This is a genomic window from Pseudomonas graminis, from assembly GCF_004364335.1.
GTDB classification, from domain to species: domain Bacteria; phylum Pseudomonadota; class Gammaproteobacteria; order Pseudomonadales; family Pseudomonadaceae; genus Aquipseudomonas; species Aquipseudomonas graminis_D.
Map to the genome: position 1 here is coordinate 32,807 of NZ_SOCR01000002.1, position 22,365 is coordinate 55,171.

A 22,365-nucleotide genomic window follows, 5' to 3' on the forward strand; every position below is an offset into this window, starting at 1 on the left:
TGATCTTCAAGGGCGACCGTTGCGCCGCACAGTCGCCAACACGCTCGCAGACAAGCACACTGAGCTGCCTGGCTGACACACACCGTTCACTCGCTGGAAGGACTTGCCCATGACTACCCACACCGAAACTGCGCTGCTTGCCGGAGGCTGCTTCTGGGGCATGCAGGACTTGCTGCGCCGCTACCCCGGCGTCGTGTCGACCCGCGTCGGCTACTCCGGTGGCGACGTTGACAACGCCACCTATCGCAACCACGGCACCCATGCCGAAGCCATCGAAATCGTTTTCGATCCCGAGAAGATCAGCTACCGCGACATTCTTGAATTCTTCTTCCAGATTCATGACCCGTCGACCCCGAACCGCCAGGGCAATGACAGGGGCGTGAGCTATCGCTCGGCGATTTTCTATCTCGACGAGCAGCAGAAAGCCGTGGCGCTGGACACCGTGGCCGATGTCGATGCGTCGGGCCTGTGGCCGGGCAAGGTCGTCACCGAAATCGCCCCGGCCGGTCCGTTCTGGGAAGCCGAGCCTGAGCATCAGGATTACCTAGAGCGTATTCCGAATGGCTACACCTGCCATTTCGTTCGCGCTGGCTGGAAACTGCCGCACCGCCACACCTCGAAAACCGCCTGAGAGACCCGGATATTCCCCGGGACCGCCTTGCCAGAGCGGTCCAAGGGGGATGCGGTTGCCGTCGCACGGCGCGTATCCAACCGGCCCAAGTGCATAAACTAATAACTAAAAGATATTTATCTAATCTTTTTTAAACTCTTATGATTCGCGGCTTCCGCTCTCCTGCCCCCACTGACGCCACGAGTCCGCCATGCCCAACCGTCGTAAACTTTTCGGCAACATTCCCCGCACGGTGTCCGTCGTACTCGGCTCCGCCCTGCTGCTGAATGCCGCGCTTTCGTTCTCCGCCGTCGCCGGCCTGCTGGAAAAGGGCCGCACTCAGGGCCTGACCGCCGGCATCGCCAACGAGCAACCCTATGCGTACGTGGGCACTGACGGGAAAATCGTCGGCGCCAACGTCGAAATCCTCCGGGCCATACTGGAACCCTTGGGCATCACCAAGGTTGAACTGCCGATCACCGAGTTCGGCTCGCTGGTGCCGGGTCTTGCGGCAGGTCGTTTCGATCTGATCGGTGCCGGCCTGTTCATCAACCCGGCGCGCTGCAAGGTGATTGGCTATTCCAACCCGGTCACCCGTTCCGGTGGCGCGTTTCTGGTCAAGGCCGGCAACCCGCTGAAGCTGCACAGCCTCAAGGACGTCGCGGCCAACGGCAAGGCGCGCCTGGCAACCCAGCCCGGCAGCAATCAGGTGCAGGAGGCCAAGGACAGCGGCATCAGCAATGGCAACGTCGTGCTCTTCGACAAGGACACCGAAGCCCTCGCCGCGCTGCAGGCCGATCGCGTCGACGTGGTGTACTTCCCCGATGCCGAGATCATTGGCCTGCTGAAAAAAGCCGAAGGCACGCCGGTTGAACGGGCACTGCCGTTTGAGCAGATCCCGGACGCCGACGGCAAGCCGACCTGGAATTACCACGCCTACGGCCTGCCGAAAAACGATCCGGCATTCACCCAGGCGTTCAACGAGCAACTGGCAAAACTGCGCGCGTCCGGCGACCTGCTGAAAATCCTGCAGAAGTACGGCTACACCGAAAACGAACTGCCGCCCGCAGACGTGACCGCCGAGCAACGCTGCAACCGCTGATGCAGGTGTCGATGCCGTTGCCGATGCCATTGCCGATGCCGATGCCGATGCCGATGCCATTGTAGGACCGGCTTTAGCCGGGAAGGCGTCGGTAAGTACACTGCAAACTGGAGGGCGCCAGCACGGGCCTCTTCCCGGCTGAAGCCGGTCCCACTGCGGGACCGCGTGCATTCTGTAGGACCGGCTTCAGCCGGGAAGGCATCGATAGGCACACCGCAAAGCTGATTTATCGCCCCGCGACATGACGGCCCCAGCCCATACGAGTACGGCCCATGCTTTTTGATGCTTCTACCCTGGACACCGCGCGCTTCATTGCCCGCCAACTGGCCAACGGCGCACTGGTCACCCTTGAAATCACGTTCTTCGCCCAAGTCGTCGTGGTGGTGATGTCGTTTGTCATCGCGCTGATGCGTTTGTCGCCGTGGCGCGCGCTGCGCTGGATCGCGACGGTCTACGTCGAAATCCTGCGCGGCATCTCCGCCCTGGTGCTGCTGTTCTACCTGTTCTTCATCCTGCCGCTGTTCGGCATCACCCTGGCGCCGATGACCACCGGGATTCTCGGCCTGGGCCTGACCTTCTCCGCCTACGGTTCGGAAATCGTCCGCTCGGCCCTGAGCAATGTCGCCCGTGGCCAGCGGGACGCGATCAAGGCCCTGGACTTCGACGCGATCACAGCGTTTCGCCGGATCATCCTGCCCCAGGCGTTGCCCTTCATGCTGCCGCCGATGGGCAATCAACTGGTGGAACTGTTGAAGACCACCTCGCTGGTATCGCTCATCACCCTCAGCGACCTGACCTTTTCCGGCGGTCAACTGATCACCACCCTGGGCCAGCAGACGCTGATCTGGAGCATCGTGCTGGTGTGTTATTTCGTCATGGCCTGGCCCCTCAGCTGGCTGGTCAAGCGCTATGAGCGACGGGTCACCCACTGGCGTCGCGGGGTCGCACCATGAACTTCGATTACGCCTTCGCCTGGTCCATCGTCCCCGATCTGTTTCAGGGCCTGCTGGTGACGCTGCAAGTGGTGATTTTGGGCTTTCTGCTGGCCGTGCTGCTCGGTCTGCTGCTGGCCATCGCTCAACGCTCGAAAAACGCGCTGGTGCAACGGCTAAGCTACGGTTACCTGAGCTTCTTTCGGCACACGCCGCTGATGGTTCAGCTGTACGTGCTGTTCTTCGCCCTGCCCCTGGCCGGCCTGACCCTACCGGCGATTTCCACCGGGGTGATCGGGCTCGGCCTGTATTACGCGGCCTACATTGCCGAAGCCTTTCGCGGCGCCATCGAAGGCGTGCCAGCAGGTCAATGGGAAGCCGCCAGGGCCCTGGATTTCGACAACGCCACCACGTGGCGACGGATCGTCCTGCCCCAGGCGCTCAAGCCGATGCTGCCGGTGCTCGGCAATTACCTCATCGGCATGTTCAAGGAAACCCCGCTGCTGGCGGTGATCACCATTCCCGAGCTGTTCCAGGCGGCCAAACAGATCGCCGGCATGACCTACCGCTACAACGAGCCCTACACGGTGATGGCGCTGATGTTTCTGGCGATCAGCGTGCCGACCTCCCTGTTGTTCAAATATTTCGAGAGGCGCAGCCATGTCTGATCTCGCACACGCTCTGCCCGGCCCTTCGCCGCAGATCATCCTCAAGCAAGTGGTGAAAAACTTCGGTGCGACCCGGGTCATCGATCACCTCGACCTGAGCATTCCCGCCGGCCAGAAAGTCGCCCTGATCGGCCCCAGCGGTTCGGGTAAATCCACGGTGTTGCGCCTGATCAAGGGACTTGAGGCCTATCAGCACGGCAGCATCGAAGTGGCCGGCGCACCGGTGCCGGCCAAATCCGGCGGCTGGCACTGGCCAGGCGCGAAAAAGCCGCCGGTGGTGCATCGGGTGGGCATGGTGTTCCAGCAGTTCAACCTGTTCCCCCACCTGACCGTGCAGGAAAACGTCACGGAAGCGCCGCTTCAGGTGCTCAGGCTGAGCCGCGAAGAGGCCTTGGAGCGCGCTCATCAGTACCTCGGGCTGGTCGGGTTGAGCCACAAGGCCGATGCCTATCCCGCGCAGCTGTCAGGCGGCCAGCAACAGCGCGTGGCGATCGCCCGGGCGCTGGCCATGCGGCCCCAGGTGATGCTGTTCGACGAGGTCACCTCCGCGCTGGACCCCGAGCTGGTCGGCGAAGTGCTGGCGGTGATCCGCGCCATCGCCCACGAGCAGCAGATGACCATGCTGCTGGTGACCCACGAAATGAAGTTCGCCCAGGACATTGCCGACCGCGTGCTGTTCATGGAGGCCGGGCGCATCGTCGCCGATGGCTCGCCGACCGAGGTGCTGGTCGATCCGGACAACGAGCGCACGCGACGTTTCCTCAATCTGGTGGAGCAACGTTGATGGGGTCTGGACCAGGTTGGCGCGACATCGAAAAAAACCCGAACTCGCCGAGCGTCGACACATCCAACCTTCATACCCCAAAGCGAGGATGAATCCATGAGCAACGACACCCCGGTTGACCCACGCAACGTCACGCAGCCTGACGCGCCAACCCTCGACAGCGCAGGCAAACCCGTCAACGTCGTGCAGCGAGACCTCAATGACCCGGACGACGACACCCGCGCGGTGGACGAAGTCATCACCCCGACCTCCATTCGGAAAAAGGAACAGGACGCCGAAGAACTGAACAGGAAGTCAGCTGAAATCGAACGCAAGGTCGCCGACGGCCGTTGATTCATCAGGGCGGTCTCATGGCCGCCCTGCTTTCCCGAATTTCAATCCCCTCCCGGCATCAGCCGCCGCGCCGTAAAACAGATGGCGTCGGTACCGGCCTCTTCCCGGCTGAAGCCAGTCCTACAAAAAGCATCGCACGCATTCAGTGAGACTCGCTGCGCATCGACGCAGGCAGCAGCGGTGACCTCGACTGTGGGACCGGCTTTAGCCGGGAATGCGTCGGCAACCGCGCCGCAAACCTGTCGGCGTCCACACCGGCCTCTTCCCGGCTGAAGCCAGTCCTACGTGCCCAGCAGCGTCCGCACCGCTTGCAGCACTGCGCCGATCTCGAATGGTTTGTCGAAGACCTTGCTGAACAGGTCGGGCCGGGCGATGCCCAGATGAGACTGCGCACCGCTCATCAGCACCATAGGGATTTGCCCCGTCACCTCGCTCGCTCGCACCGCTTCCGCAAGCTCGATGCCGTTCATCCCGGGCATCATGTAATCGGTGATGATCAGCTGCGGGCGTTCGCGCTCGAGGATGCCCAGGGCCTTCTGCCCGCTGCCGGCGGTGACGGTCAGGTAGCCTTCATCTTCCAGCGCGAAGCTCAGTATGTCGGCGATGAGGTATTCATCATCGACAATCAGAATCGTGGTCATGCAGCCCTCCGCGCGAACGAGCGAGCATCGGCTCCATGACGACTTCTACGCCGTTGCATTGCCTGAATCGTCGAGGGCATGGAATGCAGCCTTTTTCACAGTCAGACCCTGCTCGCCGATCAAGACGTCCAGCAGGGCCGGGTCGTAGGGGTTATCGCGGATTTTGAGGATCGACAATTGCCGGGTCAGCCCCGCTGTCGATTGCCCGAAGCGGATCAGTACGAGGTTGTCGACAATGCTCGACATGTCAGGGGCCGGGGCGTCAATCTTGCCGCCGATCAGGCCGCGGATTTCCCAACTCGAGACCACCGTGACGCCACGGGCGCGAAGCTCGCTCATCAGGGCGCTGAAGAGGTCGAGAATCCGTGATTGATCGGCCGACGCGCGGGCCATGCCACCCAGGCTGTCGAGGAACACCCGCTTGATGCCCTGTTGCTCGACGATCCTCAGCAGATCGAGTGCCAGTTTGTCGATCAACTCAGCGGTGGGTGATTTCCAGGCAATGTGCAGTGCACCGGCGCGTTCCAGCGCCTCGAAGTCCAGCCCGAGCGCCGCTGCCTTCACCCGCAGGCGCTGCGGCGACTCGTAGAAGCCAAACAACAGCCCCGGTTCGTCGGGCGTGGAGCGCGCGAGGAAGTTGAGGCCGAACGTGGTCTTGCCAGTGCCCGACGGGCCGAGGAGCAAGGTCACGGACGACTCCACCAGGCCACCGCCGATCAACGGGTCCAGCGTGTCGATCCCGCTGGGAATGACACTGAATTCTGCACTGTCGCGCAGCGCCGAGTGGGTGATGGTGCTTTCGAGACGCGGGTAGACGACCAGGCCGTTTTCCGTGATTTCGCACTCGTGGGCGCCAGGAATGGCGCCGCTGCCACGGGTCTTGCGGGCCTTGATGCGGCGCACGGAACGGTTGCCGACCAGCTCTTCACCCATTTCCAGCACGCCATCGACCATGGTGTGTTCCGGGCTGCCGTCGTCAAGCTGTGAGCTGGTCAGGAAGAACACCGTGCAACCGGCGAAGGCGGCGTGGCCCTGAAGCTCGGAGATGAAGCGTTTGGTATTGATGGAAGATTCGGCTTTGGAGCGGGCATTAAGCAGCCCGTCGAGGATCAGCACCGTGGACTTCTGGCGGACGATCTCCCGGCGCAGCAGCTTGACGACCTCATCGAGGCCGTCGTTTTCCATGGTGTCGAATGCGCTGACGAACTGGATCTGCTCGCCGACGCGGTCCTTGTCGAAGAAGCTCATGGTGGACAGAAACTGAAACAGCCGCTCATGGGGCTCGGCGAGCAGCGTGGCGAACAGCACGCGCCCGCCATTGCGGATGTGATTGAACCCTATCTGATTGGCCAGAATGGTTTTGCCGGAGCCCGGTCGCCCCTGAATGATGTAGGAGGATCCGGCAACAAAACCGCCCATTAGCAGCTCATCAAGCCCTTCAATTCCGCTCTGAAGGCGTTTTAGCTGATTCAAATTTGCTTCCTCCGCCACGGTATTGGCGTCGTGAATATTGCGAGTTAAGTGCGCGACTAATCGCACATTCTTCCGTTTTTAAGGGAGCTTTCCAAGCGTAATCATCAATTCCGATGACAGATTCACACGCATTCGCCGACAGACGCGGTGAGGCATCCATTCAAACGCGTGATTATCACTCGACCGAATCGGATTCGCTTTCCGGGGCACAGCCGTCAGTCTCGGCCTGGGACTGCTCGGTGCGCCGCTCGGGATCGTCGGGCTTGATGGGGGCGGACAACGGATATTCAGGCGTGTCGTCACGATCTGCTGGCTGATCGTCAGCAGTCCCGCGAACGAGTGATGAGCTGTCTGGGCGCATGGTTGCAGGTCCATTGAGGGAAGCAGGAGTTGGAGCGCACCAGCGGGCACTCGTGCGGTTCGTCAGACCAGTGGAGTGAATGATGTCCCGTGCAATCAATGGGACTGTGAGCGCAGCTGGATTGGATGTGACCTCGACTGTAGGACCGGCTTCAGCCGGGAAGGCGTCAGTGGTCACGCCGCAGAACGGAACGTGCTCAAACCGGTTTTTCACCCGCTGAATCCAGCTTCAATAACACCGTAAAACAGCATCCGCCGTCATCACGGCTGGTCAGCGTCACCGTCCAGTGCTGGTTGGCGCAGATGCGCTGGACCAGCGACAAGCCCAGGCCCAGCCCTTCCCCGCGTTGTTCGTCGCCGCGCACGAAGGGCTGGAACATGGCCTGCTGTTTTTCCAGCGGAATGCCGATGCCGCTGTCCTCGACGCTGAAACCGTCGCTGCGCAAGGTCAACTGGATAAACCCCTGATCGGTGTAATGCCAGGCGTTGCGCAAGAGATTCCCCATCACTGAGCGCAGCAGCGGCGCGTTGTAGACCTCACCGTCGCCGTCGAGGCGCTGATAGATGAAGCGCAAGCCTTTGGCCTCGATGGGCATGCGCCAGGTGTCGACCAGTTCATCAGCGATCAAGACCAGGGACGAGCGCTGGCCCTGAGGCGTGTTCTTGCCTTCGGTACGGGCCAGCAACAGAAAGGTTTCGACCAGTTGGTTCATACCCGCCGTGGCTTTGCCGATGCGCTTGACCTGGGCGCGGGAACGGTCGTCCAGCGCCGGGTATTCCATCAGCAATTCGCAGGACGTCGCCAGCACCATAAGCGGCGTGCGCAGCTCATGACTGACGTCGCTGGTGAACAGCTTTTCGCGACTCAGCGCGGCCCGCAGCCGGCCCAGGGTTTCGTCGAAGGATCGGGCCAGCGCACCGACTTCATCATTGGCGTAGTCGTTGGCGAGCACCGGCGCCAGTTCCAGCAACTGATCACGATGACGCACCTGGCTGGCCAGGCGCGACACCGGCGTGATCACCCGAGAGGCGAGCAGCCGACCCAGAAGCACCGCCAGCAGCACGCTGAGGACGAAGCCGATGAGCACAACGCCAAACAGAATCCGTTCACGTTTCTGGAATTTGCGCTGATCGCGCAGCAACACGTAGTGGCGCCCGTTCACTTCCGAGACCATGGCGTAATAGGCTTTCTTGCCGCGAAAGAACTCCTGAAATCCCAGGGGCAGCCCCTTCAGGTCGTCGCTCATGGCGAGATCGCCAACGCCCTCTTCGGCGTAGAACAATTCGTCTTTTTCCGGCCGGTGGCGCCAGTCGTTGACGCTGTCCACGGCCAGCAGACGGTGCATGTTGCCCTTCAGGCTCATGATCGACAGGCGCTTTTCGACCACGTGCACGGTGGCAATGATGCCCACGGCGAATACCCCGGCGACCAGCGTGCTCATCAACGCAAATACGATGACAATCCGTTGCTTAAGGCTGTGTTTGATGTCCATGAAGGTCCGTGCATGGCGGTACTCGAATCCGGGGCATGGCCCCACCGGCGGCGATTATCCGGTGCGGGATGTCATGGTTTCGTCAAACGCCGCGCTCTTCACGGGTGAAGCCGGTGCCGCTGGAAATCCGAGGCCGCATCAGCAACATGCCAACCGCGCACCCGCCCATCAGCAGGCAGGTGACAACGAAAACCACCGGCATGCCGAAATGCCCGCCCAGGTATCCCCCGGTCAGCGGACCCAGTACCTGGCCGATGTACTGGCAGGACGTTGAGTAGCCAAGCATGCGCCCGGCCACGGCGTCGGGCACCGAATGGCGGATAATGGCGGCGATGCAGGGCAACAGGCCGCCCAGAGCAATGCCCATGAGAAAACGCAGCAGCACCAGTTGCCAGGCCTGAGTGACGAAGGCCTGGGGGATCAACAGGAGGGCCGTCGCGCCCAAACAGCCGATCACCACTTTCCAGTGGCCGATGCGGTCGGCCAGCCTGCCGATGCGCGAGGCCGACAACACGCTGGCCAGTGCCGTGGCCGACATCACCAGCCCGGCCATCAGCGTGACGTTGTCGCTGTGCAACTGGGTCAGGTACACGGTGATGATCGGCTCGATGGACATGATCGAAAACATCACCAGACAGGCCACGACCAGCATGGTCAGCACCGGCTTCCTGTCCGCGATGACGTCCCACGCCCGCACGGCAGGCGCTTTGGCCACGCCAGCCTGGCGCTTGGGCCGCGGCGCTTCCTTCATCAGGAACAGCGTGGCAAGGAAGGTCAGAAAGATCACGCCCCCGGCCAGGAAGAACGTGTGGCGGATGCCGATCAGCGGCGGCAACAACCCGCCGATCAACGGCCCGGTCAGATTGCCGGCCATGATCCCCGACGAGAGCATGCCCAGCGCCCAGCCGGTGCGCGCTCTGGGTGTCTGCGTCGCCACCAGGATCGTCGCGCCGGAGGCATAGCCGCCGAGCAACCCCGCCAGCAAACGCAGCCCGACCAACTGATAGATGTTCTCCGCCAGCCCGATCAGCGACATCGCCACCGCCATGCCCAGGCTGGCACGAATCAGCATCAGCTTGCGCCCGTACCGATCCCCCAGACGCCCCCACAAGGGCGCGGTCAGCGCGGCAGACAGAAACGTCGCGCCAAACGCCCCCCCCGACCATTGCACGATGGCGGCCTCATCGCTAACGCCCAGATGTTCGACATACAGCGGCAGAAACGGCAGCAGCAGGGTCATGGCAACGATGGTGGTGAACGCGCCGAACACACAGACGGCCAGATTGCGCTTCCAGTGCTCTTCGACGAGGGATGGCAGCGACTGGGCGTGGGATTGGGAGGGTGTGGTCATAACAGCTCTACCGGTAACGGAATCCGCTCACGGTAGAGGGCTGAGAGCCATAAATAAAATTCATGTTTTTTATGCGGGGGATTCCACGCAGGAATAGATCAGTTGCTACGGTCCGTTGAGCCGAGGGCAGCCCATCCCGCTACGCGCGGCACCGTGAAGCGGAATTCACTGCCGACGCCCTGCTCGCTGGTGGCAGTCAGTTCGCCGCCGTGCGCCCGGACGATGCCTTGGGAAATATAAAGCCCCAGGCCAGTGCCGCTCGGATTGCCTTCGCGCCTGCGCCAGTAACGCTCGAACACGTGGGGCAACTGATCGCTGCCAATACCATCTCCGGTATCCACCACGGTAAACACCACGTTGTCGCCCGCACCCGCCGCCGTGACCTTCACGCTGCCAGCCTTGGGTGTGAATTTGATCGCATTGCCCACCAGGTTGGAGAGCACCTGAAACAGGCGCTCCGGATCGGCGAAAATGGTCAGGTCCGGTTCGGCGTCGAACGTCAGGTCGATGAATTTGTTCAGTGCCAGTGGCGTGAGCAGCGACCAGGCGTCCTCGAACAACTGGCTGACCTCCAGCGGCTCGGCGTCGATGAAGTAGCGGCCGGCTTCGATCTTTGATGTATCGAGCAAATCCTCCAGCAAGCTGGTCATCCGCGTGGACGCTCGCTGCAGGATGTCGATGGCCGAGTTGAGTCGTTTGGTAGATGCAGTGGCGTCGGCGCTGATCACCCGCTGCATCATGCCGCACTGCATGACGATAATCGTCAGCGGGCTGCGCAGGTCGTGGGACACCACGGCCACCAACTCGTCGCGTGCACGCACGGCCTCTTGTTCGCGCAGCACCTGGCGCGACAGGTCCGCCTCCAGCGCCGAGCGACGCAAATCCGACACGGCGTAGAGCTCGCCAGCGTTCCAGGCCCTGGCCTTGCCCTCGACCTGTTGCTCCCACAGGGCAAAGGATTCCCGTGGCTGCAAGCGATCGTTGACGACCCGTTTGGCGTGCTGTGGGTTGCCGCTCCACTCCACGCTGCCTCTGACCTCGGCGCGAAACCACAACACCCCGTTGGTCACCGGCTTGGGCAAGCTGAACGCCAGCAGTCCGCTGGCTACGTGGGGATAGGCTTGCGCGTCGGGGAACACGGCGCCGAGGCTTGACGTCTCGAACACCGCTCCGGGCCGGTTCTGCAGCCACTGCTGCAATGCGGTCACCTGCTCGGCGCTCGGGCACTGGCCGATCAGATGCACGTCACCGTCGATGATCACCGCCACACCGTCGGCGTCGACCAGTGTCAGCAGCGCCTGAGAGTGTTCAAGCAGCCCGTTGTAGACGTCGTCCGCGGACTCGTTCATCGCCCTGGACAACCGGTCCAGCATGTGATGTTTGGCCAGTCGCTGACGCTGAGTCTGCTGGTCTTCGAGCAGGCTGATCTGCATCGACAGCACCTGGCCGATGGTCTGGCAGGCCGAGCGCAGCGTGTGCGGGACCTGCAACGGCTCTCGATTGCCGCAGCTGATCAGCCCCCAGAGCCGTTCATCCTTGAGCAGGGAAATGCTCATCGATGAACGCACGCCCATGTTATGCATGTACTGACAGTGAATCGGCGACACGCTGCGCAGCACCGCGTGACTCATGTCCAGCGGCTCGCCGGTGTCCGGGCGCAGGGCCGGGACCAGAGGCGCCGGCACATACGTGGCGTCGGGGATGATGCGCAGCCAGTTCAGGCGGTACAGCTCGCGGGCCTGCTGGGGAATGTCGGTGGCGGGGAAAAACAGCCCCAGGTAGGCGTCCAGTTCGGCTGTCGCCGACTCGGCAATGACCTGCCCGTGGCCCTCCTCTTCAAAGCGATAGATCATCACACGGTCGTACCCGGTCAGGGCGCGGATCTCCGAGACGCTGATGGCGTATAGATCGTCCAGCGATTTGGCCGATTGCAGGCGACGCAGGGTGCGCGTGAGGCGCGGCCCCAGTTCCTGCATCGACGCCTGCGCGGCGACGGGCTCCAATTCCAGAAACAACAGACCGTCATGACGGTGCAGCAGGCCATCGAACGCCTGCCCGTCACACTCCATCGGCAACGGATCGAGGCTGTCCAGATCGGCGTCCAGCAATGCATCGCGCAAGGCATCTGCCTGCGCCTGACCCACCCAGTGCGCCAGCGAATCGCCGGGCTGTACGTCGCGGGCGATACCCAGCATCGGCCAGGCATTGGCGCTGGCCTGTTGCACGGTCCAGTCGGTTTCGAGCAGGGTCAGCAGAACACCGTGGGGCTGAATGGCGCCGGGGATGCGAATCGGTTCATGGGCGCAGGTGTCCAGCAGGTCGTCCATGGTCTGCATGTCGTTAAGCATTGTTCAGCACTCCCGCTCGCTCCAGCCAGGTTTGAAAGGACTTGAAAGTGAGGCGGGCCGATTGCACCACCTCGGTGTTGTACAGCGGGTCATCGAACTCGGCCAGCTGTTTAAGGAAGGCTTTCCACAAGCGCCCGGTATCGCGCCCGTACACGTCCAGAAACTCCCCGCCGCTGTCGGCATCGACGCCCAGCTTGTCGGCGATGATCCGCCGCAGCACCTGCCCTCCCAACGTAGCCCCCTCCATGACATACATCACGCCGAGCAGCTGAGCGACGCTGCCGATGGCGGGCAGTTCGGCGCACAGCGGCAGGGCCTGAATCTGCAGCTCGGTGAGGCCGAGGGCGCGCAGATCCTTGATCAGCGCCGGTATCTTCTGCCGCGCAGGGTCGATGCCCTGTGGCGCCAGAAAGCGCTCCATCGACTGTTGCAGGGGCAGATGGAAGCCGTAATAGGCCTCGATGATCCGTTTGTAGGTGTCGAGATCGAGCCGGGAATGGGTCAGTGGCAGCCTGGCTTCGAGCGCCCTGTGCAGGGCAGCGGTGGCCGTGCGTAATTGCTGCAGTACAGTGGCGAGGGGCGCCGGGGCGTCTGCGCAGGGCAACTCGGGGGTGATTTCAACCAAGGGCAAAAGTGTCCGGTCTGAGCGGACGCGCCTTAACATGCGGCAGCCGCAGTGTTAAGGCAGATGATCCGCGCACACTAATGGAGACAGTGCCCGGCTGTAAATATGGCTGACGGGTAAATGCCGACGTTCGGCTGGGCGGTACGCTCTCTGCGCGAGCCTTGCCGTCGGGAAGCCTTGATACACCCGGCATCGTCACAGCCAGGCCAATGCGGCGATCAGGCCGAGCAGCCCGCCGATCAGTAATCCGATCCACATCGCGCGGGGTATTTTTGCATCGGGCCTGATGCGGCTGGGCGTTGGCTGCGTGACTGCGGGATTCCTTTGCATTGGGGAACGCGCGCTGGTGTACAGCGGTGGAGGCAGCATGGCGTTCGGCGCGAGAAGCACCGCGCCCTGAGCATCGCGCTCGACCCGGGACGCCCGTTGCACCACCTGCGTGCGCAAGCCTTCCAGGCCACTGATGGGCACCGGGATCTGCTCAAGCAGCGTCAGGCGCAAGTGCTCAAGTTGCGCGCTGAACAAACCGAGGTCCGGCAGATCACAGACATTGATTTCCAGCTCCCGCAGCACCGCTTGCCACGCGCCGAATAGTCCATTGAGAATTTCAGTCCGCGCCGACACCCCTCGGGGCCAGGGCTGGGCGCCTGCCCGCAAAAGGGTTTCCAGCACCTCCAGGCCATCGTGCATCCCGTCCAGCCCGGCCAGATGACTGCGCGCCAGGGCGTAAGCCGCCGCCGTTTGCAGGTCCGCGCCGTTGCTGGCGAACAAGGCGAGGCAGCACTGCTCGATGGTTCGCCAGTCCACATCGGGACAAGCCGGATGACCGAGCCGGGCCATCTCAACGCACAACGTTCGGTAGTCTGGCAACGCGCGCGGATCGCCGCCGGCCATGATTCCCATGGCGACGCCCCTGGTCATCGGGCTTTCCATCGGTCTCAAGGCAGGGCCCGCACATCATGGCGCTTGAGATGACGCACCACCGCCCTTCCCTCCGGGCTCAACGTCGTGCCGAATGTGGCGGTGCGTTCGCCTTCCAGCGTCGCGTCGAGGGCGTAGACCAGATGCCCCGGCTGGGGCTGGGGCAACAGTTCGATGTGCAACGACAACAGGCGCGGCTCGTATTTGAGTAACGTATCGGCGATGGTGCGCATCAGTGCATGGGCGGCAGACGGTAATCCTTCGAGCACGGCGCCCATGTCCGGCAGGCCGTAAGCGGGCAGGTGCGCAAGGGTACCCGCGCGGCTGTTGAGGACGCGCTGCAGGTTGTCCAGCACCGAGAGCACGTACTGGTCGTCCTCCGCGACCCGGGACAGGTCGAGTTCTCCGCTGAAATTCTGCAGCAGGGTTTCGTACAGCGAAGGGTTGAGCTCGGTCATGGCTCAACCCTCGGCCAGGGGGCGCAGCGTCAGCCGGCTTTCGCCGAGCTCGATGACCCGGGGCCGATCCGGGTCGAGGTCGTCGCGGCTGAGCAGCAAGCGCCAGTCATTGAGCTGTGAATCGGGCTCGCGGAACAACCCGACCACGGCGACCACCCCGGCGTTTTCATTCAACGGTACATCCAGCTGCGCCCCCTCTCCCGGCTTGATCACCAGCGATCGCTGATCCAGCAGGTCTGCGCCGAGCAGGCGGTCGGCATCACGCAGCAGGTCGTCGTAGCTGGCTTTGTTCACCGACTTGCCATCACGCAGCTGATACACACGCACCATCACCGGCACCGACACGGCGCGCATGTCCGTGCCGTCGGTGTTCAGGGCCACGCGACCGTCGAAGTCCAGGCGCAGCGTTTTGACCTGTTTGTAGAAGATCGCCCTGGTCATCGATGCGGTGGAGTCCGACACGCTTTGCGTCACCCCGCAGCCGCTGACGAGAAGGCCGAGGGCGATGACGGGCAGCGCTTTATACATAATAGGCGACATGGGTGGGTCCTATTTCCTGAGGGTTGACGTGGAGCCCTTGATAACGGCCCAGATGGATGGTGATGGTGTCGTTATTCCCGGCAGTGCCGCCTTTCAACCCGAGTCCGGCGGTCATGCCCAGCAGCACGCCGCGTCCGCTCAGTGCCGAAACCGGCAGGCAATCGATCGGCAGGGACAGGCGCAACCGCGCCGTACAGCGCCAGCCCAGATACACCTGCAACAGCACCCGCAGGTCGCTGTGCAAGCCGCCACCGGGCAACCACTCCCGCGCCTCGTCGTGGTCGGCGGTGAACAGTGTGAGCATCAGTTCGCTGTTGACGTCGCGGCCAACGCTGCCCAGCGGCGTGCCCTGGGACAGGCTCACCGGCCGCGCGGAGCACAGGCTGGCAGGCGCGTCGAGAACAATGTTCAGTGGCCAGTGGGGCGCGATCGACGCCCGGGTGTGAGACGCCAGTAAATGCACCAGCGCTAAAATGCCCTCGGCATTGCGGGTCGGCAAACGCATCACGCCCAGCAACGCCAGAAAACGCGACAGCGGCGTGGCGATGCGTTTCGCGGTGCCGGGGATGCCCAGCCCTATCAGCCCGAACAGGCACTGTGAGGTCGGGTCGGCGCCAGCGGGCGCGAACGAGGCCGGGTACGAATACTTGCGCCAGATCCGGTAGAACTGGGTGAAGACCCGGTGGTTGAAGATGTCGAGAAACCCCTCCAGCGCCTCATGGCCCTCCCGTCGTTGCGCGATGTCGTCGAGGTAACGCGTAGGCAGCGGCGAGTCCACGCCGTAGAGGCCGAGCAAACGGGTGCGCACGGTGGCAGGAAGAACCTGATCCTCAGACGCCCACTCCACGGCTTTCAGTTCGCTGGCCGGAAAGCCCATGCCGGGGTCGGGCCGAAAACGCACGAGATCATCCGCCGGGTCCTCGGAGCTGCCCAGCGGCGGCTGCTCCGGCACGACGGTTTCCAGCAACTGGCAAAAGCGGTAGACGCTCGCCTCCGCCACCCGCCCCTGCACGGCATCGAGCCATTCGACGAGCCTTAACCGGGAATCCGCTGGCTGTGGTTTTCGCTCCATCGCAGGCTCCTCCCGGTCGGTTGCAGGATCAGGGTGATCTGGGTGAACAGATGGATGTCGGCGTACAGCGCGAAGAACCGGTTGAGCATTTCGCCGAACAGGCAGATATCGCCCTCGCCGGCAAAACCGTCGGCATCGAGGGTGACTTCGATGTCCACGCCGCGCAGGAGAAAGCCTTTTTCGAAGCGCTGGATGAGGTGGTGACGCACCTCGACGATGGCGTCCAGGCGCCGGCGATTGAGCTCGCTGCCGGTCCAGTCGTACAGCGCCAGGGTGCCGCGCAGCACTTCGGCGCTGTCGAGCATGGGCAGGAAGTTCGAACCCAGGTGGCTCAACACCCGCCAGTGAAAGCGGTCGCGACTCGGCGGATAGCACGGCAGGGTCGGCGCACACAGATTGCGCACCCGCAGACCGGCCTGGGTGGCGTGCAGCGGCGTGTCGAGGATCGTGCTTTGCAGCGCCTTTCTCGGCAACTGGCCGTTGGTACCGGTGAGGCGCAGGGACAGGCATGGGCGCTCGGACAGGCGATCAACGTCCGCGCCCTCGCCGCCGAGGATCAGCCAAGTGTCATGCAACCCGTTCGCACCGCGCTTGAGGCGGGTGTGGAAATAACGCTCGGGCGCCTCGTCGCGGAGCATGCCGCCCTTGTGCCGGAAGCTGGAAAACGGCACGTACTCTTCCCGCCCGGAATCCCGGGACGCCGTCACCCGGTCGACGGAATAGATTTCCGTGTGGCCGTCCTGCAAGCGCATCGGTCGCAGCAGGTAGTCGGTCTGCAACGGGTCCAGCGACAGCGGGTCGGCCTCCAGCGGGAACAGATTGATCACCGGCACGGCGTGCAGGCGAACGTGCTCGGCGCTGAGGGCAAGCCCGTGGGGCCACGCTTCACTCAGCACAACCTCGAGTTCAAACCACGGCGCGTCGGGCGCGATGCTCATGTTCTCGAGCCCGTGGAGTGTGACGAACATGAATTTCTCGCGAAAACTGAAGTACTCCAGCAGCAACTGATAGCCACTGAAGGCGCTGTCGCCCTTGGGCCAGAGCCGGTCGTCATCGCTGAAACCCTTGGGACCAAAACGTCCTTGCAGCGGTTGACGTTGCGCGTCGCCGGGCTGACGCACATACAACGCCTGTGTGCCCAGGGTCAGCGCGTGATGCAGCGCGTTGGCCACTGCCGGCGTGGCGTTGAGGTACAGCGGGATGCGGCGCAAATCCAGCTGACCCCAGTGGCTCAGCGCACCGCAGGAAAAACGCAGGCGGATCAACGAGCGACCGTCCGGTTCCTGGGCCAGGCGCACCGAATCCAGCGCCAGCGGGCGCAGGGTCAAGTCCTGGGTGGTGGTGTAACTGCAGCGCGTGCGCTGGGGCCCGATGGGTTGCGACAGAATTTCAAAGCCGGTCGCGACCTGCTCGCTCTGCTTCATCTGGTGCACGTCGGGCTGCAACTCGACGATGGAGAGCGACGGGATCGTGCGCAGGTAATGGGGCCACAGCAGGCTGACCAGACCTTCGGTCAGCTCCGGCAAGTCGTCGTCGAGCTTCTCCCGCAGGCGCCCCATCAGGAACGCAAAGCCTTCGAACAGCCGCTCGACGTAGGGATCGTGGGCACCGGGTTTGTCCAGATTCAGCGAGGCGGCGCGGTCGGGAAACGCCTGGGCGAACTCCTTGCCGGCCTCACGCAGGTAGCGCATTTCGGCGTCGAAATAACGCAGGGTCAGATTGTCCGTGTTCAAAGAAACCTCCGGGTTGTCAGTGTCAGCCGCACAGCACTGCTGCGCGCACCGGGTCCATGGCCACCAGAGCCGCCAGCAGCGGCTCCATACGTTTACTCAGTGCGTTTTTGTCGGCGTCGCTGCGCTGGGCTTTGATGCGCAGCAGCTTGAGCAACCGCGCCTTGACTTCAAATACCCGCGCGGGCTCCCACTGGGCGAGCACATGGCGCTGGGCCGTAGCGTCCAGTTCGCCGAGCAGGTGCAACGCCAGCTCGCTCTTGCCGTACTGCTCGGCGACCCGCGCCATCAACAGGCGCAGCAACCAGCGCTGCCGGCCGCCGTGAATGTCGGGCCGCGTGTCGAGCCACGCCAGCGCCACCTCCACGCCGTCGCGGTCAGCCTGGGCCAGTGCCTCGCTTTCGAGGGACAGAATGTCGACGTCGTCTGCGACGCAAGTGGCCGGCGCGGTCAGCCATGCAGCCACGCCATGGGTGCTGACGTGCTGGTCGATCCACTCGCGGGTGGTCTCGTCGGCAAAGGCCGAGCCGTCGTCCCAGCACAAGGTTTCGAGGCCCGGCAGGCGATCGAGGAGCAGGCTCAGATCCTCCTTGACGATGCGCGCCCAGCCTTCCGACGGGGCGGGTTGGCGGCTCAGCGCCTGATACAGAAACCACTGCAGGTCGAGCCAGAAATGGTTGACGCCCTCGGCGAACATGCGCTCCACCTGATCGAGCAACTCGGTCCAGCTCTGTTGCAGGTACAGCCGTTTAAGCTGCGCGCGGTATTCGCCGCGAGGCGGTGCCAGTCGTGTTCGACCGCTCGCGTCCTGGGGCGGCGACTGGTGCACGGTGTCCCAGCGCAGGCTTTTCATCAGCCGATGGGCCGCCAGCCAGCCCTGGGGTTGTTCACGCAGGTAACTGGCCAGCGCGCGGCCGTTGTCCAGCAGGTCACGGCCCGAGCGGATGACGCCCGGTTCGGGGCGAGCGCCGTGGCTGGCGGCTTCACGGCTGCCTGATTCACGACCAGCGGTGGCGTGGCTGGCACTGAATTGCGGTACCACGGCATCCAGTCCGCCGGCCTGGGCCAGCCGTGCCGACAGCGCCGCGTACAGCGCGCCCAGTTCCGGACGCTGCTCGGCGGGCCAGCCTTCCAGCACCTGATCCAGCCAGGCGAGCGCGGCGACCGTGCGTTCGGCCTCGGCTTTCACCACCTCCGGGTACACCGTCAGGCTGTCCAGCACCTTGGCGCTGGCAAGCCATTCCAGCGCCACCTTGCGACTGTTGGGCCGCGCCGGCAGCACCTCGGCGCTGTAGCGATCAACCATGGCCGCCAGCAGATTCAAGCCTGCCGACAACCCGGCCTCGCCGTCCCGCTGCAGACGCGCCCACAGGTAATAGGTGAGCACGCGCAGGTCCTTGCACGTGCCTTTCAGTAGCTGTTCCGCCAGCACGATGACCCGCTCGGCGTCCGCGCCGGACAGTTTGTTGACCTCCTCGCGCATGCCCTGGAAATCATCGTCATAACCCGGGTCCTGGCCAGCGGGAGAGTGATCGCTGATCGGTGTCAGCCATGACGCCCACTCCGCAGCGTGGGCCCTGGCCATCTTCACTGCGTCGCGCTCGCCCAGGGTGGTGGCAATCAACCGTTGCAGGCTCATTCGATCACCTCGGCGCGCGATGACGGTTGTGCGCTGGCCATCCCGTTGAGGAAGATCTGTCGCGGCAGTTTGAAATTGCGCAGCGCCAGCAGGCTCATCGGTCCTGCGCCCAGCTCGGTGCGCATGTGCCAGGTCAGGTCCAGGCCGTCCGGCGCCGGCACCTCGATGCGGTAGAGGCTGTCACTGTCCTCCAGCGCGGTGACGGTGGCGGCGTCCAGCAGACGGATCAACCCCCAGACGCCCTGAAAATCCCCATACAAACGCTCGCCGCTGCGCACGCTGGTCCAGGTCAGGCTGGCACCGGGGTGGTCGCTGCTGCCGGGCCAGCCGAAGCGTTGCCAACTCTCTTTCTGATTGAAGTACTGATGCCGCGCGCCGTTGAGCACGAAGGTGGTCTGCACCACTTCGCGCACCGCCTTGCCCTGCAGCTCGAAATTGATGCCCATGCCGCCGTCGGTGTAGAGCACGTCGGCCAGGTGGCTGAGCTGATTGACCGCCGCGAGAAACTTCGGGTTGATCAGCAGGCCCTGACCGTGGGTCGGGTCCACCTCCCAGCGGCCACCGTCCTTGCGCAACACGCCGGTCAGTTCCCGCTGCAGGAACTGCTCGATACGTCCCGAATCCCCACGAATCATCTTGCCCAGCATCGGCAACGAGGCGTCGCTGCCGGTGGCGGCAAAGGGGTAACGGCCGAGAAACGCCTTGTCCCATTCATCAACCACCGCCTGCTGCCACTGCCGGTTCAGGGCGGCCGCCGAGGGCTCGAGCACCTTGCGCCAGGCCTGATCCAGCGGCTGCACGAACAGCGCGTGAGCCACGCCGTCCCACTCCTCGCCGAGGCTGGCGGCCAGCAACTCGCCGTAGGCGCGGGTGTCGGTGAGGTCGATGTTCTTGCCCTGAAACACCGTCTGCGCCATGGCCTGGGTCATGCCCTGGGGATCGGCGGCGTGACTGACCTGCTGCAACTTCAGGCGCACCCGGGTCACGCGGGTCAGAAAGGCTTGCAGGCTGAGGTCGTCATCGCCGCCCTTGCCTTCCGGGTTCTTGCCCAACAACCCCAACAGCGGGCCGAAGGTCGGATCCAGCGGACCGGCTGGCGTGTCGAGCTGCTGGCTGATGGCAGGCACAGGCACCGAGCGCTCGCTGCTCATCAGCTTCTGCGCCGACTGCACCAGCGAGTCCTTCAGCCCCTGACGGCGAGTGCCGGCCTGACCCTGCCAAGCCAGGGTGTTCATGAAGGCAATCAACGGTGACTGACGAACGTCGCTCATCAGCGTCAGTTGGTCGATGACGTCGGCCAGGCTGTCGGCCCGCCGCCATTGCACGCTATTGAGAAACTCAAGCCAGGCGCCGGAGTAATCATGGAAGTAGCGCTCGGTCAGGCGCGCTCTGAGCTGCTCGGGCGAGGTGTCGGCAACGGCACTGTTTTCGCGATCGCTGAGCACCCAGTCAATCTGCTCGCGGCGGGCCTCGACGATGTCATCAATCGCCTGACGCACCTGCCCTTCCCACGCCTGCCGCGTGAACACACCCGGCACACTCGCCTCGGTGAAAAACAACGGCCACGCCTCTTTGTCATCGACCATCTGCTCGAGGTCGAGATCGGGAGCGTGGGTCGCGGCGGCCTCCAGCACCTGCTGATAAAGGCTGGCTTCACCATTGCGCTGGCCCAGTTGCACCAGCAACACCTGCCGCGCCTGGGCCACCAGTGCCTCATCCAGCTCGATACGCCACTGCGGATTGGCCGCCAACTGCTCGGCGTAAAACTGCGACAGCGTCGGCGACAGTCCTTTCCACAAACCCGGCGCCACACCCATGCGCGTCGGCTCGGCATGCCCCAGCGCGGTGACCAGAAACGCGGCGTCAACCTTCTCCGGGCGGGCCATCATCAGGTAGGCCTTCAACTGCACGTAAGCGTTGTGCGCGCCCTTGGCCCGCCGCGGACTGTCGGCAGGCGACGCCACCAGCGATGCCAGCTGGCGCTTGAGGTTCTCCGCCGCCGGGTCCCGCATCAGCCGGTTATTGGCCTCGACATAGCGTGGCCACATTACCGCGAGCAGCGCGTCATTCTGGCTCAGCCCGAAGCGCTGGTACCACGGCTTGCCACGCCGCGCGCGCTCCTTCAGCCGACCCATCTCGAGGATCAGCGCGTTGAGGGCCAGCAACTGCTCATCGCTGTTGCCGGAAGGCCGCACGGCCGCGAGGGACGACTGAACGTCGAGGATCTGCGTGCGGTGGGTGGAAAACGACAGCAGCAGGCCCGTCAACCAGATCAGCATGGCGCCGAGGGCAAGGGCGTAGCTGATGCGCGTGACGGGCCAATTCAAGCGCCGGACGTGGCGAGGTGTGTCCGCGAGCACGCCGGCCCACGCCGGACCCGGCAGCCATTGATTGCCGTGGGACTCGGTCGATAGCGCCGGCAAACTGAACCACAGCCCGCGCAACGGCACGCCCCGTGCAAACTTGCCCAGCAACGGCGTCAACGCATGCCGCCAGCGGGCGATACCCTCAGCTTTCAGGTTGGAGGACAACCGAGAGAGAAAGTCATGGTCAGGATAGACTGCCAGCTCGGCCAGGCCCATCTGATGCATCGAGTCGTCGATGGGGGCCAATATCGTCTGCAGTTGCGAGCCGCGGAAGCGCGGAGGCAGCAGCGACCCAGCGGGGCCCCGTGCGTGCTTTTGCTGCGTCCGATTGCTCTCGCAGACCTCCCACAGGTGCAGCGGCAACTGCCAGCCCAGGGTTCGCGCCAGTTGCTGCAGGCCGGCGACGCCGCTGGCCATTGTCGCGGCGTTGGCGCTTAGCGGTTTATCGAGGGCCCAGACCACGCCGTCCAGACCACGCCGATGGGTTACCGCGTGCCAACGGGTGGCGGTTTTGCAGAGCTGGGATTGCGGGCTGCCGCCCCAGAGCAGCACGGTGTTCCGGGATTCAAGCCACTGGGCGTCGGCAAGGCCTGGGGCGATGGCCTCGATCTGTTTGGGCTCGCCGACGACCAGAATGAAGCGGGTGCGGGTGCGCTGGAAGGCGGTGTACTGGTGGTCGAGGTGCTCCTGGAGTTCAGCGACGCCCGGGAGTTTTTTGGTGTCAGACGTGGAGGACGATTCCTCCGGTGGAAATACGCCGTCACCCTGCCGCCGCTCAACGCTCAGGCGGCTTTTCATCAGCGCCAGGGCACGGGGAAGGGTTTGCACCAGCAGCGCGATCACCATCAGCAACAGAAACGCCGTTATTTGCTGATGTCTCTCCGTCAGTCCGACCCTTACGCCATAGGTGTAAACCAGC

At 63.8% G+C, this 22,365-nt stretch carries 20 protein-coding genes; 6 read left to right on the forward strand and 14 right to left on the reverse strand.

Translation table 11 applies throughout. The features are described from left to right. Positions 1–109 precede the first annotated feature (109 nt). From msrA to EC919_RS02620, 6 genes are all read left to right on the forward strand, one after another. The gene (gene msrA / locus EC919_RS02595; protein ID WP_133770955.1) at positions 110–631 is read left to right on the forward strand and encodes a peptide-methionine (S)-S-oxide reductase MsrA; all 522 of its coding nucleotides are present in this window, start codon (positions 110–112) and stop codon (positions 629–631) included. A 190-nt stretch (positions 632–821) separates the two neighbouring features. After that, a complete protein-coding gene (ehuB, locus tag EC919_RS02600; RefSeq protein WP_133770957.1) occupies positions 822–1,712 on the forward strand; it encodes an ectoine/hydroxyectoine ABC transporter substrate-binding protein EhuB in 891 nt (296 codons plus the stop codon). 272 nt (positions 1,713–1,984) lie between these two features. Beyond that, positions 1,985–2,665, forward strand: coding sequence for an ectoine/hydroxyectoine ABC transporter permease subunit EhuC (gene ehuC, locus EC919_RS02605; RefSeq protein WP_065991599.1), 681 nt, complete (start codon positions 1,985–1,987; stop codon positions 2,663–2,665). Then, positions 2,662–3,312 (forward strand): ectoine/hydroxyectoine ABC transporter permease subunit EhuD, encoded by a 651-nt coding sequence (gene ehuD, locus EC919_RS02610; RefSeq protein WP_133770959.1) that lies wholly within the window; start codon positions 2,662–2,664, stop codon positions 3,310–3,312. The genes ehuC and ehuD overlap by 4 nt, the downstream gene beginning before the upstream one ends. Then, entirely contained in the window at positions 3,305–4,096 is a 792-nt protein-coding gene (locus EC919_RS02615) for an amino acid ABC transporter ATP-binding protein (RefSeq protein ID WP_133770961.1), read from the forward strand. Before ehuD ends, EC919_RS02615 begins: the two co-directional genes overlap by 8 nt. A gap of 96 nt (positions 4,097–4,192) precedes the next feature. Further along, positions 4,193–4,429, forward strand: a complete 237-nt coding sequence (locus EC919_RS02620) for a hypothetical protein (protein ID WP_133770963.1) — start codon at positions 4,193–4,195, stop codon at positions 4,427–4,429. Between the two features lie 281 nt (positions 4,430–4,710). Here the strand turns inward: EC919_RS02620 and EC919_RS02625 are convergent, their stop codons facing one another. The 14 genes from EC919_RS02625 to EC919_RS02690 all read right to left on the reverse strand — a co-directional run bounded on the left by EC919_RS02625 (position 4,711) and on the right by EC919_RS02690 (position 22,244). After that, a complete protein-coding gene (locus EC919_RS02625) occupies positions 4,711–5,070 on the reverse strand; it encodes a response regulator (RefSeq protein ID WP_133770965.1) in 360 nt (119 codons plus the stop codon). 45 nt (positions 5,071–5,115) lie between these two features. After that, positions 5,116–6,543, reverse strand: coding sequence for an ATPase domain-containing protein (locus EC919_RS02630; protein ID WP_133770967.1), 1,428 nt, complete (start codon positions 6,541–6,543; stop codon positions 5,116–5,118). Positions 6,544–6,718: 175 nt separating this feature from the next. Beyond that, positions 6,719–6,904, reverse strand: a complete 186-nt coding sequence (locus EC919_RS02635; RefSeq protein WP_133770969.1) for a hypothetical protein — start codon at positions 6,902–6,904, stop codon at positions 6,719–6,721. Positions 6,905–7,100: 196 nt separating this feature from the next. Further along, complete coding sequence (locus EC919_RS02640; protein ID WP_133770971.1) at positions 7,101–8,396, reverse strand: sensor histidine kinase; 1,296 nt, start codon at positions 8,394–8,396, stop codon at positions 7,101–7,103. Positions 8,397–8,478: 82 nt separating this feature from the next. Further along, entirely contained in the window at positions 8,479–9,747 is a 1,269-nt protein-coding gene (locus EC919_RS02645) for an MFS transporter (RefSeq protein WP_133770973.1), read from the reverse strand. Positions 9,748–9,845: 98 nt separating this feature from the next. Next, positions 9,846–12,095, reverse strand: a complete 2,250-nt coding sequence (locus EC919_RS02650; RefSeq protein WP_133770975.1) for an ATP-binding protein — start codon at positions 12,093–12,095, stop codon at positions 9,846–9,848. Further along, on the reverse strand, positions 12,088–12,720 hold the full coding sequence (locus EC919_RS02655; RefSeq protein ID WP_243842193.1) for a biliverdin-producing heme oxygenase: 633 nt from the start codon (positions 12,718–12,720) through the stop codon (positions 12,088–12,090). The genes EC919_RS02650 and EC919_RS02655 overlap by 8 nt, the downstream gene beginning before the upstream one ends. 195 nt (positions 12,721–12,915) lie before the next feature. Further along, positions 12,916–13,641: a type VI secretion system ImpA family N-terminal domain-containing protein gene (locus EC919_RS02660; protein ID WP_243842194.1), complete on the reverse strand. Its 726-nt coding sequence runs from the start codon at positions 13,639–13,641 to the stop codon at positions 12,916–12,918. Between the two features lie 17 nt (positions 13,642–13,658). Beyond that, the gene (gene tssE / locus EC919_RS02665; RefSeq protein ID WP_133770979.1) at positions 13,659–14,099 is read right to left on the reverse strand and encodes a type VI secretion system baseplate subunit TssE; all 441 of its coding nucleotides are present in this window, start codon (positions 14,097–14,099) and stop codon (positions 13,659–13,661) included. A gap of 3 nt (positions 14,100–14,102) precedes the next feature. Then, the gene (gene tssJ / locus EC919_RS02670) at positions 14,103–14,639 is read right to left on the reverse strand and encodes a type VI secretion system lipoprotein TssJ (protein ID WP_133770981.1); all 537 of its coding nucleotides are present in this window, start codon (positions 14,637–14,639) and stop codon (positions 14,103–14,105) included. Further along, positions 14,620–15,711: a type VI secretion system baseplate subunit TssG gene (gene tssG / locus EC919_RS02675; RefSeq protein ID WP_133770983.1), complete on the reverse strand. Its 1,092-nt coding sequence runs from the start codon at positions 15,709–15,711 to the stop codon at positions 14,620–14,622. Before tssG ends, tssJ begins: the two co-directional genes overlap by 20 nt. After that, positions 15,675–17,444 carry a type VI secretion system baseplate subunit TssF gene (gene tssF / locus EC919_RS02680; protein WP_133770985.1) on the reverse strand — a complete coding sequence of 590 codons (1,770 nt, stop codon included), beginning with the start codon at positions 17,442–17,444 and terminating at the stop codon, positions 15,675–15,677. The genes tssG and tssF overlap by 37 nt, the downstream gene beginning before the upstream one ends. Positions 17,445–17,466: 22 nt before the next feature. Beyond that, positions 17,467–19,080 (reverse strand): type VI secretion system protein TssA, encoded by a 1,614-nt coding sequence (gene tssA / locus EC919_RS02685; protein ID WP_133770987.1) that lies wholly within the window; start codon positions 19,078–19,080, stop codon positions 17,467–17,469. Further along, on the reverse strand, positions 19,077–22,244 hold the full coding sequence (locus EC919_RS02690; RefSeq protein ID WP_432213785.1) for an ImcF-related family protein: 3,168 nt from the start codon (positions 22,242–22,244) through the stop codon (positions 19,077–19,079). Before EC919_RS02690 ends, tssA begins: the two co-directional genes overlap by 4 nt. Positions 22,245–22,365: the final 121 nt, after the last annotated feature.